The organism is Pseudomonas sp. NKUCC02_KPG (assembly GCF_019345465.1).
GTDB lineage: Bacteria > Pseudomonadota > Gammaproteobacteria > Pseudomonadales > Pseudomonadaceae > Aquipseudomonas.
Genome location: NZ_JAHKRC010000005.1, coordinates 80,621 through 99,591, shown reverse-complemented (window position 1 = coordinate 99,591; position 18,971 = coordinate 80,621). Strand labels below are relative to the sequence as shown.

The following is an 18,971-nucleotide window of genomic DNA, read 5'->3' as shown; positions in this document are numbered from 1 at the left end:
GTGCTGATCTCCTTCGGTTGCCACTCAACGTGGCAACGGGCCTAAATGGCGCCCGCTTGCTTGAGGTTGGCGATGGCTGCTGCGTCGTAGCCCAGCGCGCTCAACAACTCATGATTATGGGCGCCCAACTCAGGCCCGACCCAGTCGGCCGAGCCGGGAGTCTCGGACAGCCTGGGCACGATACCGGGCATTTTGAAGTCTTTGCCGTCAGGCAGCTTGGCTTGCAGAAACATTTCACGGGCCAGAAATTGCGGGTCAGTGAACATGTCTTCTGCTGAAAAAATGCGGCTGGCGGGGACTTGCGCCGTGCTCAACTGCTCCAGCACCGTCTCAAGCGGCAGCGAGCCGACCCAGCGGTCAATCACGCCATACAGCTCATCACGACGGGCGTCACGGCCATCGTTGCTGGCCAGTGCCGGATCATTCGCCAGGTCGTCACGGCCAATGATGTGCATGAAACGCTTGAAGATAGCGTCGCCGTTGGCGCCGATCTGTACGTGCTTGCCGTCCAGGCTGGTATGAATCGAAGACGGGGTAATGCCCGGCATGATGTTGCCCGTGCGCTCGCGGATAAAACCGAACACATCGAATTCGGGGACCATGCTCTCCATCATGGCAAAAATGGCCTCGTAGAGTGCTACGTCCACCACCTGGCCTTGCCCGCCGTTGACCTCGCGATGACGCAACGCCATCAGGGCGCCAATGACGCCCCACAGCGCGGCAATCGAGTCGCCAATGGAGATGCCGGTTCGCACCGGAGGGCGGTCTTCAAAACCGGTGATGTAGCGCAGCCCGCCCATGGACTCGCCTACCGCGCCAAAGCCCGGCTGGTCTTTCATGGGGCCGGTCTGGCCAAAGCCGGACAGGCGCACCATCACCAGTTTCGGGTTCAGGGCATGCAGCACATCCCAGCCCAGGCCCAGTTTTTCGAGCACGCCGGGGCGAAAGTTTTCGATCAGGATATCGGCGTCAGCCAGCAAGGCCTTGAGGATGCCCAGGCCATCGGGATGCTTGAGGTTCAGGGTCAGGGATTTTTTGTTGCGCGCCTGGACGAACCACCACAGCGACGTGCCTTCGTACAACTTGCGCCATTTTCGCAGAGGATCGCCACCATCCGGGGACTCGACCTTGATCACCTGTGCGCCAAACTCAGCGCAAATGCGCGATGCAAAAGGCCCCGCGATCAGAGTGCCCAGTTCGACGACCTTTAGGCCTGATAGGGGTTTGGTGGCAAGCGGCATGTGGAATCCTTGTCCTGGGGGCGAGCGAGTACAGCCTTTTAACATAGCTGGTCGCTGGCAAGAAGCGGGTCGATTCGTTCAATGACAGCGTATCGGTTAGACTTGCCGCCTTTCTCAGTATCAAGAAGCCCGTTCATGGCACAGCCGTCCACGACCTACAAGTTTGAACTCAACCTGACCGATCTCGATCGCGGGGTTTATGAAAGCGTCAAGCAGACCATCGCCCGTCATCCTTCGGAAACCGAAGAACGCATGACCGTGCGCCTTCTTGCCTACGCCTTTTGGTACAACGAGCATCTGTCTTTTGGTCGTGGCCTGTCTGATGTAGACGAACCAGCTCTGTGGGAAAAAAGCCTGGATGACCGTGTTTTGCACTGGATCGAAGTTGGCCAGCCCGACGCCGACCGCCTGACCTGGTGCTCGCGCCGTACCGAGCGCACCAGTTTGCTGGCCTATGGCAGCTTGCGTGTGTGGGAAGGCAAGGTGATCCCGGCGATCAAAAACCTGAAAAACGTCAACATTGCTGCCGTCCCGCAAGAGATTCTTGAAGTGCTGGCCAAAGACATGCCACGGGTTATCAAGTGGGATGTCATGATCAGCGAAGGCACTATCTTCGTGACCGACGATCGCGGCCAGCACGAAGTGCAGTTGCAGTGGCTGCAAGGCGAACGCGGCTAAGCCACTCCACTTTATTACGACCAAGAGACTCTTCACCCGCTTATGCGCATCGAACCTCGTCCACTGCCTCAAACCCTGCCTTTTTTGGGCGAAATGCCAACCCTGCTGACGCGTCTCTACGCGGCACGGGGTGTGCAGTCGCAAGCTGAGCTGGACAAAAGTCTGGCGCGACTTATCCCGTACCAGCAGCTCAAGGGCATCGATGCGGCCGTGGATTTGCTGGTGGTGGCGCTCGAGCAGCGCCAGCGCATTCTGATCGTGGGCGACTTTGACGCCGACGGGGCTACGGCCAGTACGGTGGGCATGCTGGGCTTGCGTTTGCTGGGGGCGGCCCATGTCGATTATCTGGTGCCCAACCGCTTTGAATACGGCTACGGCCTGACCCCGGAAATCGTCGAAGTCGCGCTGACGCGTACCCCGCAGTTGCTGATTACGGTCGACAACGGGATCTCCAGTATTGAAGGCGTGGCCGCGGCCAAAAAAGCCGGATTGAGCGTGCTGGTTACCGACCACCACTTGCCGGGCAACGAACTGCCGGCAGCGGATGCCATCGTCAACCCCAACCAGCCCGGCTGCGAATTCCCCAGCAAAGCGCTGGCGGGGGTCGGGGTCATCTTTTACGTACTGATCGCCTTGCGTGCGCGCTTGAACAGCCTGGGCTGGTACCAGGACAGCAAGGCGCCGAACATCGCCGAGTTGCTGGACCTGGTGGCATTGGGCAGTGTGGCGGACGTGGTGCCGCTGGATGCCAACAACCGGATTCTGGTGCATCAAGGGCTTGAGCGAATCCGTGCCGGGCGCGCGCGTCCGGGGCTGAAGGCCATTTTGGAAGTGGCCAAGCGCGATCACTCAAAAATCACCTCGACCGATCTGGGCTTTATCCTGGGGCCGCGCCTGAACGCCGCCGGGCGACTGGACGACATGAGCCTGGGCATCGAGTGCCTGCTGACCGATGACGCCAATGCGGCTCGGGAAATGGCCGCGCAACTGGACGAGATGAACCAGGACCGAAAGTCCATCGAGCAGGGTATGCAGCGTGAAGCGCTGGCCCAACTCAAGGATCTGACAATCGACAGCATGCCGTTTGGCCTGTGTCTGTTTGATCCTGAGTGGCACCAGGGGGTGATCGGGATTCTGGCTTCGCGCCTCAAGGAGCGTTACTTCCGCCCAACCTTCGCCTTTGCCGATGCAGGCGACGGCATGCTCAAGGGGTCGGGGCGTTCGGTTCAGGGTTTTCATATCCGCGACGCACTCAGCGTAGTGGCCGCCCAGCATCCGGACTTGATCAGTAAATACGGCGGCCATGCGATGGCGGCCGGATTGACCTTGCCCGAGGCCAACTTCACGCTGTTCTCTCAGGCATTTGATGCCGAAGTCCGACGTCAACTGCGTGAAGAGGACCTCACCGGGCGTATGTTGTCCGACGGCAGCCTGGCAGTTGAAGAGTTTCACCTGGAGCTGGCGCGGGCCCTGCGCAATGCCGGGCCGTGGGGGCAGCACTTCCCGGAACCGTTGTTTCACGGGGTGTTCCAGTTGGTTGAGCAGCGCATCGTTGGCGAGCGGCATTTGAAAGTGGTGCTCAAAACTGAATGCGGCAGTGTGAAGCTCGACGGCATTGCCTTCGGGGTCGATCGCGAAGTGTGGCCGAACCCGACCATTCGCTGGGTTGAGCTGGCCTACAAACTCGACCTCAACGAGTTTCGCGGCAACGAAACCGTGCAACTGATGATTGCCCATATCGAACCACGTTAATACCTCCAGTCCCCCCTTTGTGGGAGCGGGCTTGCTCGCGATAACATCTCCCCGGGTTGTCTGACAGGTCGCGGCGCTTGTATCGCGAGCAAGCCCGCTCCCACAAAAAACGGGTTACTCGTACAGGAAATTTACTCCTGCCCTGTGCGATTTGAACTCGCCCTCATCCAGTGTTGTCGACTAGTCTCTAGAAGTACTTGGAGCCTACCCACTGGAATTAGAGGTGACCCATGAGTCTGCTGCTCGAGCCCTACACTCTGCGACAACTGACCCTTCTTAACCGCATTGCGGTCTCTCCCATGTGCCAGTACTCCAGTGTCGACGGACTGGCCAATGACTGGCATCTGGTCCATCTGGGCAGCCGTGCCGTAGGCGGCGCCGGACTGATTTTTACCGAAGCCACCGCCGTAAGCCCTGAAGGGCGAATCACCGCCCAGGACCTTGGCTTGTGGAACGACGAACAGATCGAACCCCTGCAGCGCATCACCCGCTTTATTCGGGCACAAGGTGCGGTGGCCGGTATTCAGTTGGCCCATGCCGGGCGCAAGGCCAGTACCCATCGTCCGTGGCTGGGCAAGCATGGCAGCGTCAAAGTGGAGGAGGGCGGCTGGGTGCCCGTCGGACCTTCACCGATTGCTTTCGATCCGCAACACACCGCGCCGACACAATTGGACGAAGCCCAGATACAGGATGTGATCCAGGCTTTCGTCGATGCCGCCAAGCGGGCGCTGGAAGCGGGCTTTTCGGTGGTTGAGGTGCACGCTGCCCACGGCTACCTGTTGCATCAATTCCTTTCGCCACTGAGCAATCAGCGGCGAGACCAGTACGGTGGCTCCTTCGAAAACCGCATTCGCCTGGTGCTGGAAGTCACCGAGGCCGTGCGCGGGGTGTGGCCACAAGAGTTGCCGCTGTTTGTGCGAGTGTCGGCCACCGACTGGGTCGAAGACGGCTGGAACCCCGACGAAACCGTTGAGCTGGCACGACGCCTCAAGGCGTTGGGTGTCGACCTGATCGACGTCTCCTCAGGCGGAACGGCGGCCAATGCCGAAATTCCGGTGGGGCCGGGTTACCAGACCCGTTTTGCCGAGCGCGTGCGCAAAGAGGCCTGCATCGCCACCGGCACGGTGGGGATGATCACCGAGCCTGCTCAGGCCGAACATATTCTGCGCACCGGTCAGGCCAATCTGATTCTGCTGGCTCGCGAGCTGTTGCGTGATCCGTATTGGCCGTTGCACGCCGATGATGACCTGGGTGGCAAAAAGGCCACGTGGCCTGCCCAGTACCAGCGTGCCACCCACCGTGACCAACCGATTCATGAGTCTGACTTGCGTGACTGAAACGCGTCTGTTTCCACCACAAGCCCGCCTGTTTGGCGGGCTTTGTGGCTTCCCTTGAACCCTGTTGCGAGAGGCTGCGTATGAGTACCCGTGGATTGCTTGATCAGTTACTGAAATCCGGCCAGCAAATGCTGGAGAAGAAAGCCGGCGCTCAAGGCAACGCTTCCAGTGCCGGAAAAGGTGGGTTGGGCGGGCTGCTGGGGGGTTCCGGTGGGCTGGGCGGCTTGCTTTCAGGTGCCGGTGGCGGCGCACTGGCGGCCAGTGCACTGGGCCTGCTGCTGGGTAACAAGAGTGCGCGCAAATATGGCGGGCAAGCTCTGACTTACGGCGGTCTGGCCGCCCTGGGCGTGCTGGCCTACAAGGCCTACGGCAACTGGCAGGCCAGCCAGGGCACTGCACCGCAAACCGAGCCGCAAACCATTGACCGAGTACCGGCGCCACAGGTTGAGCAACACAGCCAGGCGATTCTCAAAGCCCTGGTAGCGGCCGCCAAGGCCGATGGTCATGTGGATGAGCGCGAGCGCCAGTTGATCGAGGGCGAACTCAGCAAACTCAACGGCGACCCTGCACTGCGGCAATGGCTGCAGGCCGAGCTGAACAAACCCCTGGACCCTGCCGAAGTGGCCAGTGCTGCCAGCACCCCGGAAATAGCCGCCGAAATGTATATCGCCAGCCTGATCCTGGTGGATGAAGAGCACTTCATGGAGCGTGCCTACCTGGAAGAACTGGCCAAACAGCTCAAGCTTGACCCGGGCCTCAAGCTTGAGCTCGAAGCTCAGGTCAAGCAGGCGAGCAGCTAAAGTCCTTCTGCAGCCCTATGGGGGCAGGCTTCACCCCATGTTTTTTTCAGCGCCCCGGTCCGCAATGGTCCGGGGCGTTTTTTATGTGTGAAAACACCACACGAGCCAATTCGTGGTTCTTTTCTTCGAACCGTTGCCACTTCCTCGTCATAATCCCCTGATAGCGTGCCCGCAAGAAACATTTTGTTACGTTTGATCAGGAATGTGTAATGAGTGACGAGAAAGACAAGGCTCTCCAGGTCGATAGCAGCCGCCGTCGTTTCCTGGCCGGTGCTGCGGCAATGGGCGCAGGAGCGGCCACCTTGAGCGCTTGTGGCGGTTTTGAGCACGACGCTCCCACCAATCCGCAGCCATTGTCCCCGGTCGAGCTGGACAAAAAGCTCCACGAACAGGTCAAGACCATCGTGGTGATCTATGCCGAGAACCGCAGTTTCAACAACCTGTTCGCCAACTTTCCGGGTGTAGAAAAACCGTTGTCGGCACTCAAGCCCGCCGACTATCAGCAACGCGACCGCGATGGCAGCCTGTTGCAGACCTTGCCGCCAGCCTGGGGCGGGGTGCTGCAAGTGGGGCCGCAGACGGTCGATGGCGTGACCTATGCCCCGGGTGTGCAGTTCCAGGAAAACCTGCCCAATGCCCCCTTCGCCCTGAAGGGGCCGAATCAGGAAGACCTGCCGCTCAACCTGATCACCCGCGACTTGTGGCACGTGTTCTATCAGAACCAGATGCAGATCAATGACGGCAAGAATGATCAGTTCGTTGCCTGGGGAGACTCCGGTGGGTTCACCATGGGCTATTACGCCCAGTCCCAGTATTCCCTGCGTCTGTGGGACGTTGCCCGTGAGTTCGTGCTGTGTGACAACTTCTTCCAGGGCGCCTTTGGTGGCTCGTTTCTCAACCACCAGTACCTGATCAGCGCCACCGTGCCGTTCTATCCCAACGCGAACACCTCAGTGGCCGAGGCCCAGATCGCGGTGTTGCAAGGTGATGATCCCACCGGCACGCGCCTCAAACCCCTGGGCAAGTCCCCGGCCAGCGCCATGACCGGTGCTCCTCAGTTCGGCCCCAGCGCCCTGACGCCGGACGGCTTCGCGGTGAACACAATGGCCCCGCCCTACTGGCCGACCTGGATTCGCGACCCTGAACGACCGGACTACGCCAAGCCCGACCTGCCCAGTGTGCTGGTGCCACAAAGCCACGAGCATATTGGCGACAAGCTGAGTAAAAAGAACATCGACTGGGCCTGGTACGCTGGCGCCTGGCAGGCCACGCTGGAGCAGTATAAAGGGTCTGAAAGCCTCCCCAGGATCCCTAACTTCCAGTACCACCATCAGCCGTTCAACTACTTCGAGCGACAAGGCCCGCACAACCCGGCAGAGCGCAACAAGCGGCTGCGCGACGGTGGCCTGGGCGACGAGGCGACCACCAACCGCTTTCTGGCCGACGCCGAAGCCGGAAAACTGCCCGCAGTGAGCTTTTACAAGCCCCAGGGCAACCTCAACCTGCACGCGGGCTATGCCGATGTGGCCGCCGGTGATCGCCATCTCGACCGCACACTCAAGGTGCTGCGTAACAGCCCTCAATGGAAAAACATGGTGGTAGTGCTCACGGTGGACGAGAACGGTGGCTGGTGGGATCACGTTGCACCGCCCAAGGGGGACCGTTGGGGGCCGGGTACGCGAATTCCTGCCTTGGTGGTATCACCCTTCGCACGCAAGGGGACGGTGGATCACACGGTGTATGACACTGCTTCGATCCTTCGCCTGATCACCCGCGTGCACGGGCTGGAAGTCCTTGATGGGCTCAAACAGCGTGACGATGCAATGAAAGCGCGCGGACAGACGCCGATGGGTGACCTGACCAATGCCCTGATGTTTTGACTGGCAACCCCCGGGTTGTATGAGTGACATCTGACCTGCGGGAGCGCGCTTGCTCGCGATGAAAACAACGCGGTTTGCCAGATCCACCGCGTCGCCTGAATCGCGAGCAAGCCCGCTCCCACAGATTGAGCACAATTTGTGATCTCCTACTTATTTAGTCTGTTTTTATGCGTAGGCTTTTTTGTTTGTTGCTGTGAGATCTGTCTCAACGTCTGTACGAATCCTTGCGTACCCTCGGCTATACTCGCCTTCATTTGAATGGCTCCCGAGGATCGACTGTGAAGAACTGGACGTTACGCCAACGCATCTTGGCGAGCTTTGCTGTAATCATCGCCATTATGTTGCTGATGGTTGTGGCGTCTTACTCGCGCCTGCTCTCAATCCAAAGCAGCGAAGAGAAGGTGCAAACCGACTCGATCCCCGGGGTTTATTACAGCTCGATGATTCGCAGTGCCTGGGTCGACAGCTATGTCTTGACCCTGGAACTGGTGGGTTCGCTCAACCAGCGTGATCTGACCAACGAAGACCAAAAGCTGTACGCCAATTACGAAGACCGCTTGAACAGGGAACTGAAGAACTATCGCAGCACCATTTTTGAAGGTGACGACAACGCTCACTACGAGAGCTTCGTACGTCTTCATGAGGAATACGGCCTGGTGTTGGCGAAGGTTCTGGACCTGTATCAGAACAAGGACTTTGCACAGGCCCACAAGGTGCTTGGCGAGGAACTTGCCCCGGCCTGGATGGCTGGACGCAAGGCCCTCAACGATATTATCGATGGCAATCGCGAGTCCGCTGTTCTTGCAACCGACAACATTGGTCAAGCGGTAATGACTGCCAAGATCAGCATGATTGTTTCGCTGGTGATTGCCGTACTGGCCGCGGCGCTGTGTGGCTTCCTGTTGCTGCAGGCGATCATGTCGCCGATGCAGCGCATCGTTTCGATTCTCGAAGTCATGCGCTCCGGTGACTTGAGCTCGCGCTTGAACCTGGAGCGCAAGGACGAGTTCGGTGCAGTTGAAACCGGCTTTAACGACATGATGGCGGAGCTGACTTCGCTGGTATCCCAAGCCCAGCGCTCTTCGGTGCAGGTCACCACCTCGGTCACTGAAATCGCCGCCACCTCCAAGCAGCAACAGGCCACGGCCACTGAGACCGCTGCGACCACTACCGAGATCGGCGCCACGTCCCGTGAAATTGCAGCCACGTCCCGTGACCTGGTGCGCACCATGACCGAAGTGACTTCGGCAGCGGATCAGGCTTCGATACTGGCCGGTTCCGGGCAGCAAGGCCTGGCCCGCATGGAAGAAACCATGCACTCGGTCATGGGCGCCGCCGATCTGGTCAATGCCAAGCTGGCCATCCTCAACGAGAAGGCCGGCAACATTAATCAGGTGGTCGTGACCATCGTCAAAGTGGCCGACCAGACCAACCTGTTGTCGCTCAACGCCGCCATCGAAGCTGAAAAAGCCGGTGAATATGGCCGTGGTTTCGCCGTGGTCGCCACGGAAGTCCGGCGTTTGGCTGACCAGACCGCTGTGGCCACTTACGATATCGAGCAGATGGTGCGCGAAATTCAGTCGGCGGTCTCTGCAGGCGTAATGGGCATGGACAAGTTTTCTGAAGAGGTGCGTCGCGGCATGTCCGAGGTGCAGCAGGTGGGCGAGCAATTGTCGCAAATCATCCATCAGGTCCAGGCCCTTGCGCCGCGTGTGCTGATGGTCAATGAGGGCATGCAGGCTCAGGCCACGGGTGCCGAGCAGATCAACCTCGCGCTGGTACAACTGGGTGATGCCAGCAGCCAGACCGTCGAGTCCTTGCGCCAGGCCAGCTTTGCGATCGACGAACTCAGTCAGGTTGCCGTCGGGCTGCGCAGCGGCGTTTCGCGCTTCAAAGTCTGATGAGCGAGCCTCTAGCCAAGCACGCGGGCGCGAAGGTGCCCAAGCAACGCCTGTTTCTGGTGTTTTACATTGGCAACGAGCGCTATGCCCTGGCCGCCACCGATGTCGTCGAGGTGCTGCCGCGCTTGCCGCTCAAGCCCATTGCCCATGCCCCTGCGTGGGTGGCCGGGGTGTTCGCTCACCGTGACCGAATGATTCCGGTGATCGATATCAGCGCCATGACGTTTGGCACCGACGCCGTGGCCCGCACCAGCACCCGTCTGGTGCTGGTCAACTATCGCGGGCAATTGCTCGGTCTGCTGCTTGAGCAGGCCAGCGATACCTTGCGCTGTGATCCTGCGGAGTTTCAGCCCTATTGCATCGATAACTGCGATGCGCCTTATCTGGGGCCCGTGCGCAAAGACGAAGCGGGGCTGTTGCAGTGGTTGAGCGTCGATGAGTTGCTGAGCCCGGCGGTGTATGCGTTGCTTTTTGCCCAAGGTGAAGATGACGCCTGCGCGCAGGTGAGCCCATGAGTACCGATCAACGCTTTTTCGATTTTCTGAAGCAGCGAATCGGCCTGGATGTGGCTTCGGTCGGTCCGGCCATTATTGAACGTGCCGTTCGCCAGCGTTGCATTGCGCTGCACATGGTCGACAACGATCGCTACTGGCAGCACCTGCTCAGCTCCCAGGATGAACAGCAGGCCCTGATCGAATCCGTGATCGTGCCCGAAACCTGGTTTTTTCGTTATCCCGAGTCCTTTGTCACGCTGGGACGCCTGGCCAGACAGCGCCTGGCCCAAATCGGCAATCGGCGCGCCCTGCGAATCCTGAGCGTGCCGTGTTCGACCGGCGAAGAGCCGTATTCGATTGCAATGGCGCTGTTCGATGCCGGTTTTGCTGCGCATCAATTTAAAGTCGAAGCGCTGGATGTCAGCCCGCTTTCAGTCCAAAGGGCCCAGACTGCCCTGTATGGCAAAAACTCTTTTCGTGGTCAGCAAACTGATTTTCGCGAGCGCTACTTCAGCCTTGAGACTGACGGTTATCAACTGTCCGGGCGGGTCTGCGAACAGGTCCGCTTCACTGTCGCCAACTTGCTGGACCCGGCGCTGGCAGGCAGTCATGCGCCTTATGACTTTGTGTTCTGCCGCAACCTCTTGATCTACTTTGATCTTAAAACCCAGCAGAAGGCACTGGATGTGCTCAAGCGTCTGACCTGTGAGGACGGCGTTTTGTTTATTGGCCCGGCCGAGGGCAGCCTGCTCAGCCGCTTGGGCATGCGTTCGATCGGTGCGCCACAGTCGTTTGCCTTTTGCCACAGCCACGAACCTGCTCCTGCGGCTCGTCCTGTACTGGCAGAGTTCAAACCGCTGATGCGCCCCCAGCCGCCCACCCCGTTGCCTCCACCGGCCAACCGACCCTTTGCGCCGAGGCCCCAGGCCCATGCGGCGCCAAAAGCCCCTTCGACGGCTGAAGATCCGATGGTTTTGCTGGAGCGAATCGCGACCCTGGCCAACGAAGGTAAAAGCACAGAGGCCCGTGCGGTCTGCGAGCAGTTCTTGCAGCGCCATGACCCGCAGGCAGAAGTCTTTTACTGGCTGGGCCTGCTCAGTGATGTTCAGGGCCAGACGGCCGAGGCCCAGGTTTTTTATCGCAAGGCGCTGTACCTGGAACCCCAGCATTCGCAGGCATTGGCCCATCTGGCGGCCCTGCTGGCTTCGCAAGGCGATACGGCAGGCGCTCAGCGCTTGAACGAGCGCGCTGCCCGTAACGGGCGTTCGGCCCAAAGTGAGCGTAAACAATGAGCACTTTAGCCGCACAGAGCTTGATCCACTCCGAAGCGCAGGCTATCGATGACTGCTGGAACCGCATTGGTATCTACGGTGACAAGAGCTGTACGGTGTTGCCCCAGCATATCCATTGCCGTAACTGCGCCGTGTATTCGAGTGCTGCGACCCGTTTGCTGGATCGCTACGCCTTTGAGCACGAGAGCCAGGAAATACAGGCCTCCCAGGGGCATGAGCAGAAAGTGGCGACCTGCTCGCTGGTGATTTTTCGTTTGGGCGATGAATGGCTGGCGCTGGTCACGCGGTGTCTGGATGAAGTCGCGCCGATGCAGTCGATCCACTCCTTGCCTCACCAGCGCTCCAGCGCCTTGCGCGGGGTGGCGAATGTGCGCGGCACCCTGGTGCCGTGCCTGTCACTGGTTGAGCTGTTGGGGCTCGCCCCGGGAGTGCCCGGTGCAACATCGCTGCGGGTCATGCCGCGCATGTTGATTGTGGCGGCCCACGGCGGAGCGGTCGTGCTGCCGGTGGATGAAGTGGATGGCATCCACAATATCGCCGAGGGTGACATCAACGCAGCGTCAGTCTCTGGCGGGCATGCCAGCGCCAAATACACCCGGGGAGTGCTGCAGTGGAAAACCCGCAGTCTGCGTTTATTGGATGAAGAGCAACTGTTGAGTGCAATCACCCGGAGCCTTACATGACCCCTGAGCAAATGCGCGACGCCTCGTTGCTTGAGCTGTTCAGTCTTGAGGCCGAGGCGCAAACCCAGGTGCTCAATGCCGGTTTGCTCGCGCTGGAACGTAACCCGACCCAGGCCGACCAGCTTGAAGCCTGCATGCGTGCCGCCCATTCGCTCAAGGGTGCGGCACGGATTGTCGGGGTGGACGCCGGGGTCAGCGTGTCCCATGTCATGGAAGATTGCCTGGTCAGTGCCCAGGAAGGCCGTTTGTACCTGCAGCGCGAGCATATTGATGCCTTGCTGCAAGGGACTGACCTGCTGATGCGTATCGCGACCCCCGGCAACACGGTGGGCCCGCAAGATATCGACGCCTATGTGGCGCACATGAATGAACTGCTGGACCCTTCGGCCCCGGTGGCCCCGTCTGTGCAGGTAGCGCCCCCCGATTTTGACGTGTCGCAACTGCTGCTGATGCCGACGCCGGTTGCGCCAGAGCCCGTGATTGACGTGCCTGCGCAGGCTCAGGTCGAGCCCCAGGTGTCGCCAGAGCCGGTGCGTCGCCCGCAACGCCTGACCGAAAGCGGCGAACGGGTCTTGCGGGTCACGGCGCAGCGCCTGAACAGCCTGCTGGATCTGTCCAGTAAATCCCTGGTGGAAACCCAGCGGCTCAAGCCCTTTCTGGTGACATTGCAGCGCCTTAAACGCATGCAGAGCACCAACCTGCGGGCGATGGACACCCTCAGTGAGCAGCTCAAGGTCATGGGGCTTGGCCATGAAGCTGAAGAGGCGTTGATAGACGCCCGGCGGATCCTGGCGGAGTCCCAGCAATTGCTTGGCGAACAGACCGCCGAACTCGACGAGTTTTGCTGGCAGGCGGGTCAGCGTGCGCAAATGCTCTACGACACGGCCCTGGCTTGCCGCATGCGCCCGTTTGCCGATGTTCTGGTGGGGCAGGAGCGCATGGTGCGTGATTTGGGCCGCGCCCTGGGTAAACAGATTCGCCTGGAAATCGAAGGCGAGAAAACCCAGGTTGACCGCGATGTGCTGGAAAAGCTCGAAGCGCCATTGATCCATTTGCTGCGCAATGCCGTCGATCACGGCATTGAGACGCCGGAGCAGCGACTGCTGGCCGGCAAGCCGGCCGAGGGCCTGATTCGCTTGCGCATCTCCCATCAGGCCGGGCTGCTGGTGCTGGAGTTGAGCGATGACGGAGCCGGTGTCGACCTGGAACGTTTGCGCCGCACCATCGTTGAACGTCAGCTGTCCACCGAGCTTACAGTGGCGCAACTGAGCGAAGAAGAACTGCTGAGCTTTCTGTTTTTACCGGGCTTTAGCCTGCGCGACACCGTGACCGAAGTCTCGGGGCGCGGCGTGGGGCTGGATGCCGTTCAGCACATGGTGCGCCTGCTGCGCGGTGCCATTGTGCTGGAGCACACCCCCCAGCATGGCAGTCGCTTCCATCTGGAAGTACCGCTGACCTTGTCAGTGGTGCGCAGTCTGGTGGTGGAGGTCGCAGACGAGGCTTACGCGTTCCCGCTGGCGCATATCGAGCGCATGCGCGATGTGCATCCGGATGACATTGTGCAACTGGAGGGGCGCCAGCATTTCTGGCATGAGGGTCGGCATGTGGGGCTGGTGGCCGCCAGTCAATTGCTGCAGCGCCCGCCCAGTCAGAGCGATGACGAAACCCTCAAGGTGGTCGTGATTCGCGAGCGCGACGCCGTGTACGGCGTGGCTGTCGAGCGCTTTGTGGGTGAGCGTACCCTGGTGGTATTGCCCCTGGACCCGCGTTTGGGCAAGGTGCAGGACATTTCGGCCGGGGCCTTGCTTGACGATGGCTCGCCGGTGCTGATCGTGGATGTCGAAGACATGCTGCGATCGGTGGACAAACTGCTCAACACCGGGCGTCTGGAACGTATCGACCGGCGCAACCGGCACACCGCCGAACTGACTCGCAAACGTATCCTGGTCGTGGATGACTCCCTGACAGTGCGCGAGTTGCAACGCAAGTTGCTGCTCAATCGTGGCTATGAAGTCGCTGTGGCGGTTGACGGCATGGATGGCTGGAATGCCTTGCGTGCCGAACACTTTGATCTGTTGATCACCGACATCGATATGCCGCGCATGGATGGCATCGAACTGGTTACGCTGTTACGTCGCGACAGTCGATTGCAATCGATGCCGGTGATGGTGGTGTCTTACAAAGATCGTGAAGAAGACCGTCGGCGCGGCCTGGATGCAGGAGCCGACTATTATCTAGCCAAAGCCAGTTTCCATGACGATGCGCTGCTTGATGCAGTGGTTGAGCTGATTGGAGGAGCCCAGACATGAGAATAGCCATCGTCAACGATATGCCCTTGGCGGTTGAAGCCTTGCGTCGAGCCCTTGCATTCGAACCTGCCCACCAGGTGGTCTGGGTCGCCAGTGATGGCGAAGAGGCCGTGCGCCTGTGTGCCGAAAACACGCCAGACCTGATCTTGATGGACCTGATCATGCCGGTCATGGACGGGGTCGAAGCGACACGCCGGATCATGGCCGAAAGCCCGTGTGCCATCGTCATTGTGACCATCGACCGTGAGCAGAATGTCCACCGGGTGTTCGAAGCCATGGGCTTTGGCGCGCTGGACGTGGTGGATACCCCCGTGCTGGGTGGCAGCAATCCCAAAGAGGCCTCGGCGCCACTCCTGCGCAAGATCCTCAATGTCGGCTGGTTGATGGGCCAAAGCGAAAAACGGGTCTCCCCGGTTTCTGCTCAGCCACGTGTTCCGGGTTTACGGGGCGGGCTGGTGGCCATCGGTTCGTCGGCGGGCGGGCCGGCAGCGCTCGAAACATTGCTCAAGGGCCTGCCGAGGAACTTTGGTGCGGCCATCGTGCTGGTCCAGCATGTGGATCAGGTCTTCGCTGCCGGCATGGCCGAGTGGCTGAGCAGCTCGTGCGGGCTTGACGTGCGTTTGGCCCGTGACGGCGAAACCCCTCAGGTGGGGACAGTCCTGCTGGCAGGGACCAACCACCACATACGGTTATTGAAAAACGGCACGCTGGCCTATACCGCCGAGCCGGTTAATGAAATCTACCGACCTTCGATAGATGTTTTTTTTGAAAGTGTTGCCCAGTACTGGAATGGTGATGCGGTAGGGGTGCTGTTGACCGGCATGGGACGTGACGGGGCTCAAGGTCTCAAACTCATGCGTCAGCAGGGTTTTCTCACCATTGCCCAGGATCAACAGAGCAGCTCGGTGTACGGCATGCCCAAAGCGGCGGCCGCCATCGATGCAGCGGTTGAGATCCGCCCCTTGGACAAGATTGCGCCACGCTTGCTGGAGAAATTTGCCAAATGACTGGTAAAACCCGGCAGGTCTGGCTTGAAGGAAGTAATTCAGGTGAACGCGCATGAGCGACTTGCAGTTGGACGACGTTAAAACTGACGAAAACGCGGCCATGGTGTTGCTGGTGGACGATCAGGCAATGATCGGCGAAGCCGTGCGCCGTGGGTTGGCCCTTGAGCAGAACATTGATTTTCACTTTTGTGCGGACCCGCATCAGGCCATTGCTCAGGCCATCCGCATCAAGCCCACGGTGATCTTGCAGGATCTGGTGATGCCGGGTCTGGACGGGCTGAGCCTGGTGCGCGAGTACCGCAATCACCCTGCGACCCAGAACATCCCGATCATCGTGCTTTCCACCAAAGAAGACCCGCTGATCAAGAGCGCGGCGTTTTCGGCGGGGGCCAATGATTACCTGGTGAAACTGCCGGACAACATCGAGCTGGTGGCGCGGATCCGCTATCACTCGCGGTCCTACATGACACTGTTGCAGCGGGATGCCGCCTACCGTGCGCTACGAGTCAGCCAGCAGCAGTTGCTGGACACCAACCTGGTGCTGCAGCGGCTGATGAATTCCGACGGCCTGACCGGACTGTCCAACCGTCGGCACTTCGATGAGTACCTGGAGCTGGAGTGGCGCCGAGCCCTGCGCGAGCAAACCCAGTTGTCGTTGCTGATGATCGATGTTGATTACTTCAAGTCCTACAACGACACCTTTGGTCATCTGGACGGTGATGAAGCGTTGCGCAAGGTGGCAGGGGCCATTCGTGATGCCAGCAGCCGACCGTCTGACTTGCCGGCCCGCTACGGTGGCGAGGAGTTTGCCATCGTGCTGCCCAATACGTCCCAGGGTGGCGCCCGACTGGTGGCTGAAAAACTGCGGATGTCGGTTGAAGCCATGAACATTCCGCACATTTCGCCGGTCGCTGGCAGCAGCCTGACCATCAGCATTGGTCTGTCGACCATGACCCCGCAGCAGAACAGCAACTGCCGCGAGCTGATTTCGGCAGCGGACAAGGGGCTTTATCTGGCCAAGAAGAATGGGCGTAATCGGGTGGGGATTGAGTAGAGGGGCGAGGTACGCCGATCTTTGTAGTCGCTGACGAGCCGTGCGAGGCTGCGTTCGGTTTGGTGAGTCGTTCGGATATAACGAGGACTACGGTGTTAACTGGAATACCGAGTACATATCCGGCATTTGGTTCTAACTGAAAGATTGGTTTCGCTCTTACAGCGAGTCCCTTTTTGAAGGACCAAAAAGGAACCAAAAAGTCCTCGCCCCAGCGTACGGCCTTCGCTTCGCTCAGGTTCCCTCGTTCCGGCCCCGCTCCGTGGGTCCGCCGTGACGGGCCGTCCCTGGCCCAACACGGCTCTCCCGGCATCCATGCCGGTCGACCCACTGCGCAGAACCTCCTCTCGGCCTCCCGAAGGGGCGGGCAGATCAACAGCAAACCCGCCGAGGCGGCCAACCGGCCGGCCTGTTTTGTGTAAGTGTGCGCTGCTCAATCTGTAGTCGCTGACGAGCTGTGCGAGGCTGCGTTCGGTTGCGAAGCGACCGTAAAACCTGAGTCCGGGTTTTACCTGAACGACCGTAGTATCCGGTTTTACGACTGCAACGTCGCAGTGGCGCACCAAACCGGACGCAGCCTCGTTCTACTCGTCAGCTGCTACAGATTTTGCGCGGGGTTCTGTGACGCATTTTTAAGAGTGAAACCCATCTTTCAGTTGGACGGCAATGCTGGATATGTACTCGGTATTGCAGTGAAAACCACCGAGTACAAACCCAATCGATGCATCACTTACCCGGCACGTTCCAGCAATGAGTCCACCACGGCGCGCGCCATTTCGACCGAGTGCACCATCGACCAGATCAGGCCGCGTTCAACACCGCTGCCCAACTCGGTAATGTCATCACTGGTTTGTTCCGCGCAGAGCAAAAGCAATGAAACATGGGCCAGCGCATCCTGTGCGCTGATACCGGCACGCAAGGTGAACATGGGTTGCAAGGTCGAATCGACCGGGCCGAAGGCACGTTCGGTGGTCGCGGGAAGGGTTGAAACAATCGTGGGGGCTGGGGCTTTAAATGCTTTGAGTACGCGGGTTTGGGTAGTTTTAAGGGTTTGAAGTGTCGGCAAGTTGGGGATTTTTTTTCAAGAGGTGAAAGCTCCGTTGGTTAATTCCCGTGTGCTTGATTAGCTTCGGACTTCCACTTCCGTCCGCTGAAAGGTCAGCGAAGAGCGCACACTAAAGCTCCGTTTTTCCAAGGTGCAAGCTGATCTGGACCGGGGACAAACTTCCAGGATCTAGCCTTCACCGGAAAGAGGAAATCTCTGACGGAATGCGTCAATAAGCTATTACCCCTGATCATCTGTGAGCGAGATCGTTCGAGATTGGATCGGTGCGGTTTATCTGCACTTTCCTGCCCAGAACCCCGCCAGGCGGGCTGCTGATACGCTCTGTTTACGGTATACTCCCCGGCTTTGTAAAAATCGCCTACGAGTGCCGCCAGCCATGGAAATCAACCCGATCCTTAACAGCATCAAGGACCTGTCAGAGCGCTCCGAAACCATTCGGGGGTATCTTTGACTACGATCAAAAGCATGAGCGTCTGACTGAAGTCAATCGCGAGCTTGAAGATCCGAGTGTCTGGAACAACCCTTCGTACGCCCAGGAACTGGGGCGCGAGCGCTCCCTGCTGGCGCAGATCGTTGAAACCCTCGATGAGATGCACACGGGTCTGGCCGACGCCAAAGACCTGCTGCTGATGTCTGCCGAGGAAGAAGATCAGGCCGCTGTAGATGACGTTGCCGCTGAAGTGGAACGTCTGCGCGAAGCCCTTGAAAAACTCGAATTCCGCCGCATGTTCAGCGGTGAGATGGATGCCAACAACGCTTACCTGGACATCCAGGCCGGCTCCGGTGGCACCGAAGCGCAAGACTGGGCCAATATCCTGTTGCGGATGTATTTGCGTTGGGCCGACAAGCGCGGCTTCGATGCCACCATCATGGAATTGTCTGCCGGTGAAGTGGCCGGGATCAAAGGCGCAACCGTACACATCAAAGGCGAATACGCGTTTGGTTGGTTGCGTACCGAGATTGGCGTCCATCGTCTGGTTCGCAAAAGCCCGTACGACTCGGGCAACCGTCGTCACACCTCGTTCTCGGCTGTATTCGTTTCGCCGGAAATCGACGACAACATCGAAATCGACATCAACCCCTCCGACCTGCGGATCGACACCTATCGTTCCTCCGGTGCGGGTGGTCAGCACGTAAACACCACCGACTCGGCCGTACGTATCACTCACGTACCGACCAACACCGTGGTGAGCTGCCAGAACGAACGTTCGCAGCATGCGAACAAAGACACCGCGATGAAAATGCTGCGGGCGCGTCTTTACGAGCAGGAAATCCAGAAGCGCAATGCCGCTTCCCAGGCCCTGGAAGACACCAAGTCGGACATTGGCTGGGGTCATCAGATCCGCTCGTACGTACTCGACGCCTCGCGTATCAAGGATTTGCGTACCAACATCGAACGCAGCGATTGCGACAAGGTGCTCGACGGCGATATCGACGAATACCTGGTAGCCAGCCTGAAACAAGGGCTGTAAGTCGCGCA

The 18,971-nt window shown here is 59.5% G+C and carries 15 protein-coding genes; 13 read left to right on the top strand and 2 right to left on the bottom strand.

The window, feature by feature from the left end:
* Positions 1-41 precede the first annotated feature (41 nt).
* On the bottom strand, positions 42-1,241 hold the full coding sequence (locus tag KO536_RS08325) for a CaiB/BaiF CoA-transferase family protein (protein WP_133077772.1): 1,200 nt from the start codon (positions 1,239-1,241) through the stop codon (positions 42-44).
* A gap of 135 nt (positions 1,242-1,376) precedes the next feature.
* Here KO536_RS08325 and KO536_RS08320 point away from each other — a divergent pair, with 135 nt between their 5' ends.
* From KO536_RS08320 to KO536_RS08265, 12 genes are all read left to right on the top strand, one after another.
* Positions 1,377-1,919 (top strand): YaeQ family protein, encoded by a 543-nt coding sequence (locus KO536_RS08320; RefSeq protein WP_019822101.1) that lies wholly within the window; start codon positions 1,377-1,379, stop codon positions 1,917-1,919.
* 42 nt (positions 1,920-1,961) lie between these two features.
* On the top strand, positions 1,962-3,671 hold the full coding sequence (recJ, locus tag KO536_RS08315) for a single-stranded-DNA-specific exonuclease RecJ (RefSeq protein WP_133077771.1): 1,710 nt from the start codon (positions 1,962-1,964) through the stop codon (positions 3,669-3,671).
* Positions 3,672-3,901: 230 nt separating this feature from the next.
* Positions 3,902-5,008, top strand: a complete 1,107-nt coding sequence (locus tag KO536_RS08310) for an NADH:flavin oxidoreductase/NADH oxidase (RefSeq protein ID WP_133077770.1) — start codon at positions 3,902-3,904, stop codon at positions 5,006-5,008.
* A gap of 80 nt (positions 5,009-5,088) precedes the next feature.
* Entirely contained in the window at positions 5,089-5,808 is a 720-nt protein-coding gene (locus KO536_RS08305) for a tellurite resistance TerB family protein (protein WP_133077769.1), read from the top strand.
* A gap of 209 nt (positions 5,809-6,017) precedes the next feature.
* Positions 6,018-7,688, top strand: a complete 1,671-nt coding sequence (locus KO536_RS08300) for an acid phosphatase (protein ID WP_219261652.1) — start codon at positions 6,018-6,020, stop codon at positions 7,686-7,688.
* 278 nt (positions 7,689-7,966) lie between these two features.
* Entirely contained in the window at positions 7,967-9,589 is a 1,623-nt protein-coding gene (locus tag KO536_RS08295) for a methyl-accepting chemotaxis protein (RefSeq protein ID WP_133077767.1), read from the top strand.
* Positions 9,589-10,104 carry a chemotaxis protein CheW gene (locus KO536_RS08290; protein ID WP_133077766.1) on the top strand — a complete coding sequence of 172 codons (516 nt, stop codon included), beginning with the start codon at positions 9,589-9,591 and terminating at the stop codon, positions 10,102-10,104. The genes KO536_RS08295 and KO536_RS08290 overlap by 1 nt, the downstream gene beginning before the upstream one ends.
* Complete coding sequence (locus tag KO536_RS08285; protein WP_133077765.1) at positions 10,101-11,375, top strand: CheR family methyltransferase; 1,275 nt, start codon at positions 10,101-10,103, stop codon at positions 11,373-11,375. Before KO536_RS08290 ends, KO536_RS08285 begins: the two co-directional genes overlap by 4 nt.
* Positions 11,372-12,058, top strand: coding sequence for a chemotaxis protein CheW (locus KO536_RS08280; RefSeq protein WP_219261651.1), 687 nt, complete (start codon positions 11,372-11,374; stop codon positions 12,056-12,058). Before KO536_RS08285 ends, KO536_RS08280 begins: the two co-directional genes overlap by 4 nt.
* On the top strand, positions 12,055-14,367 hold the full coding sequence (locus tag KO536_RS08275; RefSeq protein WP_133077763.1) for a hybrid sensor histidine kinase/response regulator: 2,313 nt from the start codon (positions 12,055-12,057) through the stop codon (positions 14,365-14,367). Before KO536_RS08280 ends, KO536_RS08275 begins: the two co-directional genes overlap by 4 nt.
* Positions 14,364-15,374 (top strand): chemotaxis response regulator protein-glutamate methylesterase, encoded by a 1,011-nt coding sequence (locus tag KO536_RS08270; protein WP_219261650.1) that lies wholly within the window; start codon positions 14,364-14,366, stop codon positions 15,372-15,374. The genes KO536_RS08275 and KO536_RS08270 overlap by 4 nt, the downstream gene beginning before the upstream one ends.
* A 52-nt stretch (positions 15,375-15,426) precedes the next feature.
* Positions 15,427-16,428: a PleD family two-component system response regulator gene (locus KO536_RS08265; RefSeq protein ID WP_133077761.1), complete on the top strand. Its 1,002-nt coding sequence runs from the start codon at positions 15,427-15,429 to the stop codon at positions 16,426-16,428.
* A 727-nt stretch (positions 16,429-17,155) separates the two neighbouring features.
* Here KO536_RS08265 and KO536_RS24250 read toward each other — a convergent pair.
* A complete protein-coding gene (locus KO536_RS24250; RefSeq protein WP_257622855.1) occupies positions 17,156-17,491 on the bottom strand; it encodes a DUF3077 domain-containing protein in 336 nt (111 codons plus the stop codon).
* A 376-nt stretch (positions 17,492-17,867) separates the two neighbouring features.
* On the opposite strand from KO536_RS24250, the gene prfB reads away from it, so the two are divergent.
* A protein-coding gene (prfB, locus tag KO536_RS08255; protein ID WP_133077759.1) for a peptide chain release factor 2 occupies positions 17,868-18,963 on the top strand; the annotation gives its coding sequence in 2 pieces (ribosomal slippage) (positions 17,868-17,939 and positions 17,941-18,963; 1,095 coding nt in all).
* Positions 18,964-18,971 lie beyond the last annotated feature (8 nt).

What these genes read in the sequence shown, in the direction of transcription:
- KO536_RS08325 (WP_133077772.1), bottom strand. Translation starts at nt 1,241, where the DNA reads ATGCCGCTTGCCACCAAACCCCTATCAGGCCTAAAGGTCGTCGAACTG.
- KO536_RS08320 (WP_019822101.1), top strand. Translation starts at nt 1,377, where the DNA reads ATGGCACAGCCGTCCACGACCTACAAGTTTGAACTCAACCTGACCGAT.
- recJ (WP_133077771.1), top strand. Translation starts at nt 1,962, where the DNA reads ATGCGCATCGAACCTCGTCCACTGCCTCAAACCCTGCCTTTTTTGGGC.
- KO536_RS08310 (WP_133077770.1), top strand. Translation starts at nt 3,902, where the DNA reads ATGAGTCTGCTGCTCGAGCCCTACACTCTGCGACAACTGACCCTTCTT.
- KO536_RS08305 (WP_133077769.1), top strand. Translation starts at nt 5,089, where the DNA reads ATGAGTACCCGTGGATTGCTTGATCAGTTACTGAAATCCGGCCAGCAA.
- KO536_RS08300 (WP_219261652.1), top strand. Translation starts at nt 6,018, where the DNA reads ATGAGTGACGAGAAAGACAAGGCTCTCCAGGTCGATAGCAGCCGCCGT.
- KO536_RS08290 (WP_133077766.1), top strand. Translation starts at nt 9,589, where the DNA reads ATGAGCGAGCCTCTAGCCAAGCACGCGGGCGCGAAGGTGCCCAAGCAA.
- KO536_RS08285 (WP_133077765.1), top strand. Translation starts at nt 10,101, where the DNA reads ATGAGTACCGATCAACGCTTTTTCGATTTTCTGAAGCAGCGAATCGGC.
- KO536_RS08280 (WP_219261651.1), top strand. Translation starts at nt 11,372, where the DNA reads ATGAGCACTTTAGCCGCACAGAGCTTGATCCACTCCGAAGCGCAGGCT.
- KO536_RS08275 (WP_133077763.1), top strand. Translation starts at nt 12,055, where the DNA reads ATGACCCCTGAGCAAATGCGCGACGCCTCGTTGCTTGAGCTGTTCAGT.
- KO536_RS08270 (WP_219261650.1), top strand. Translation starts at nt 14,364, where the DNA reads ATGAGAATAGCCATCGTCAACGATATGCCCTTGGCGGTTGAAGCCTTG.
- KO536_RS08265 (WP_133077761.1), top strand. Translation starts at nt 15,427, where the DNA reads ATGAGCGACTTGCAGTTGGACGACGTTAAAACTGACGAAAACGCGGCC.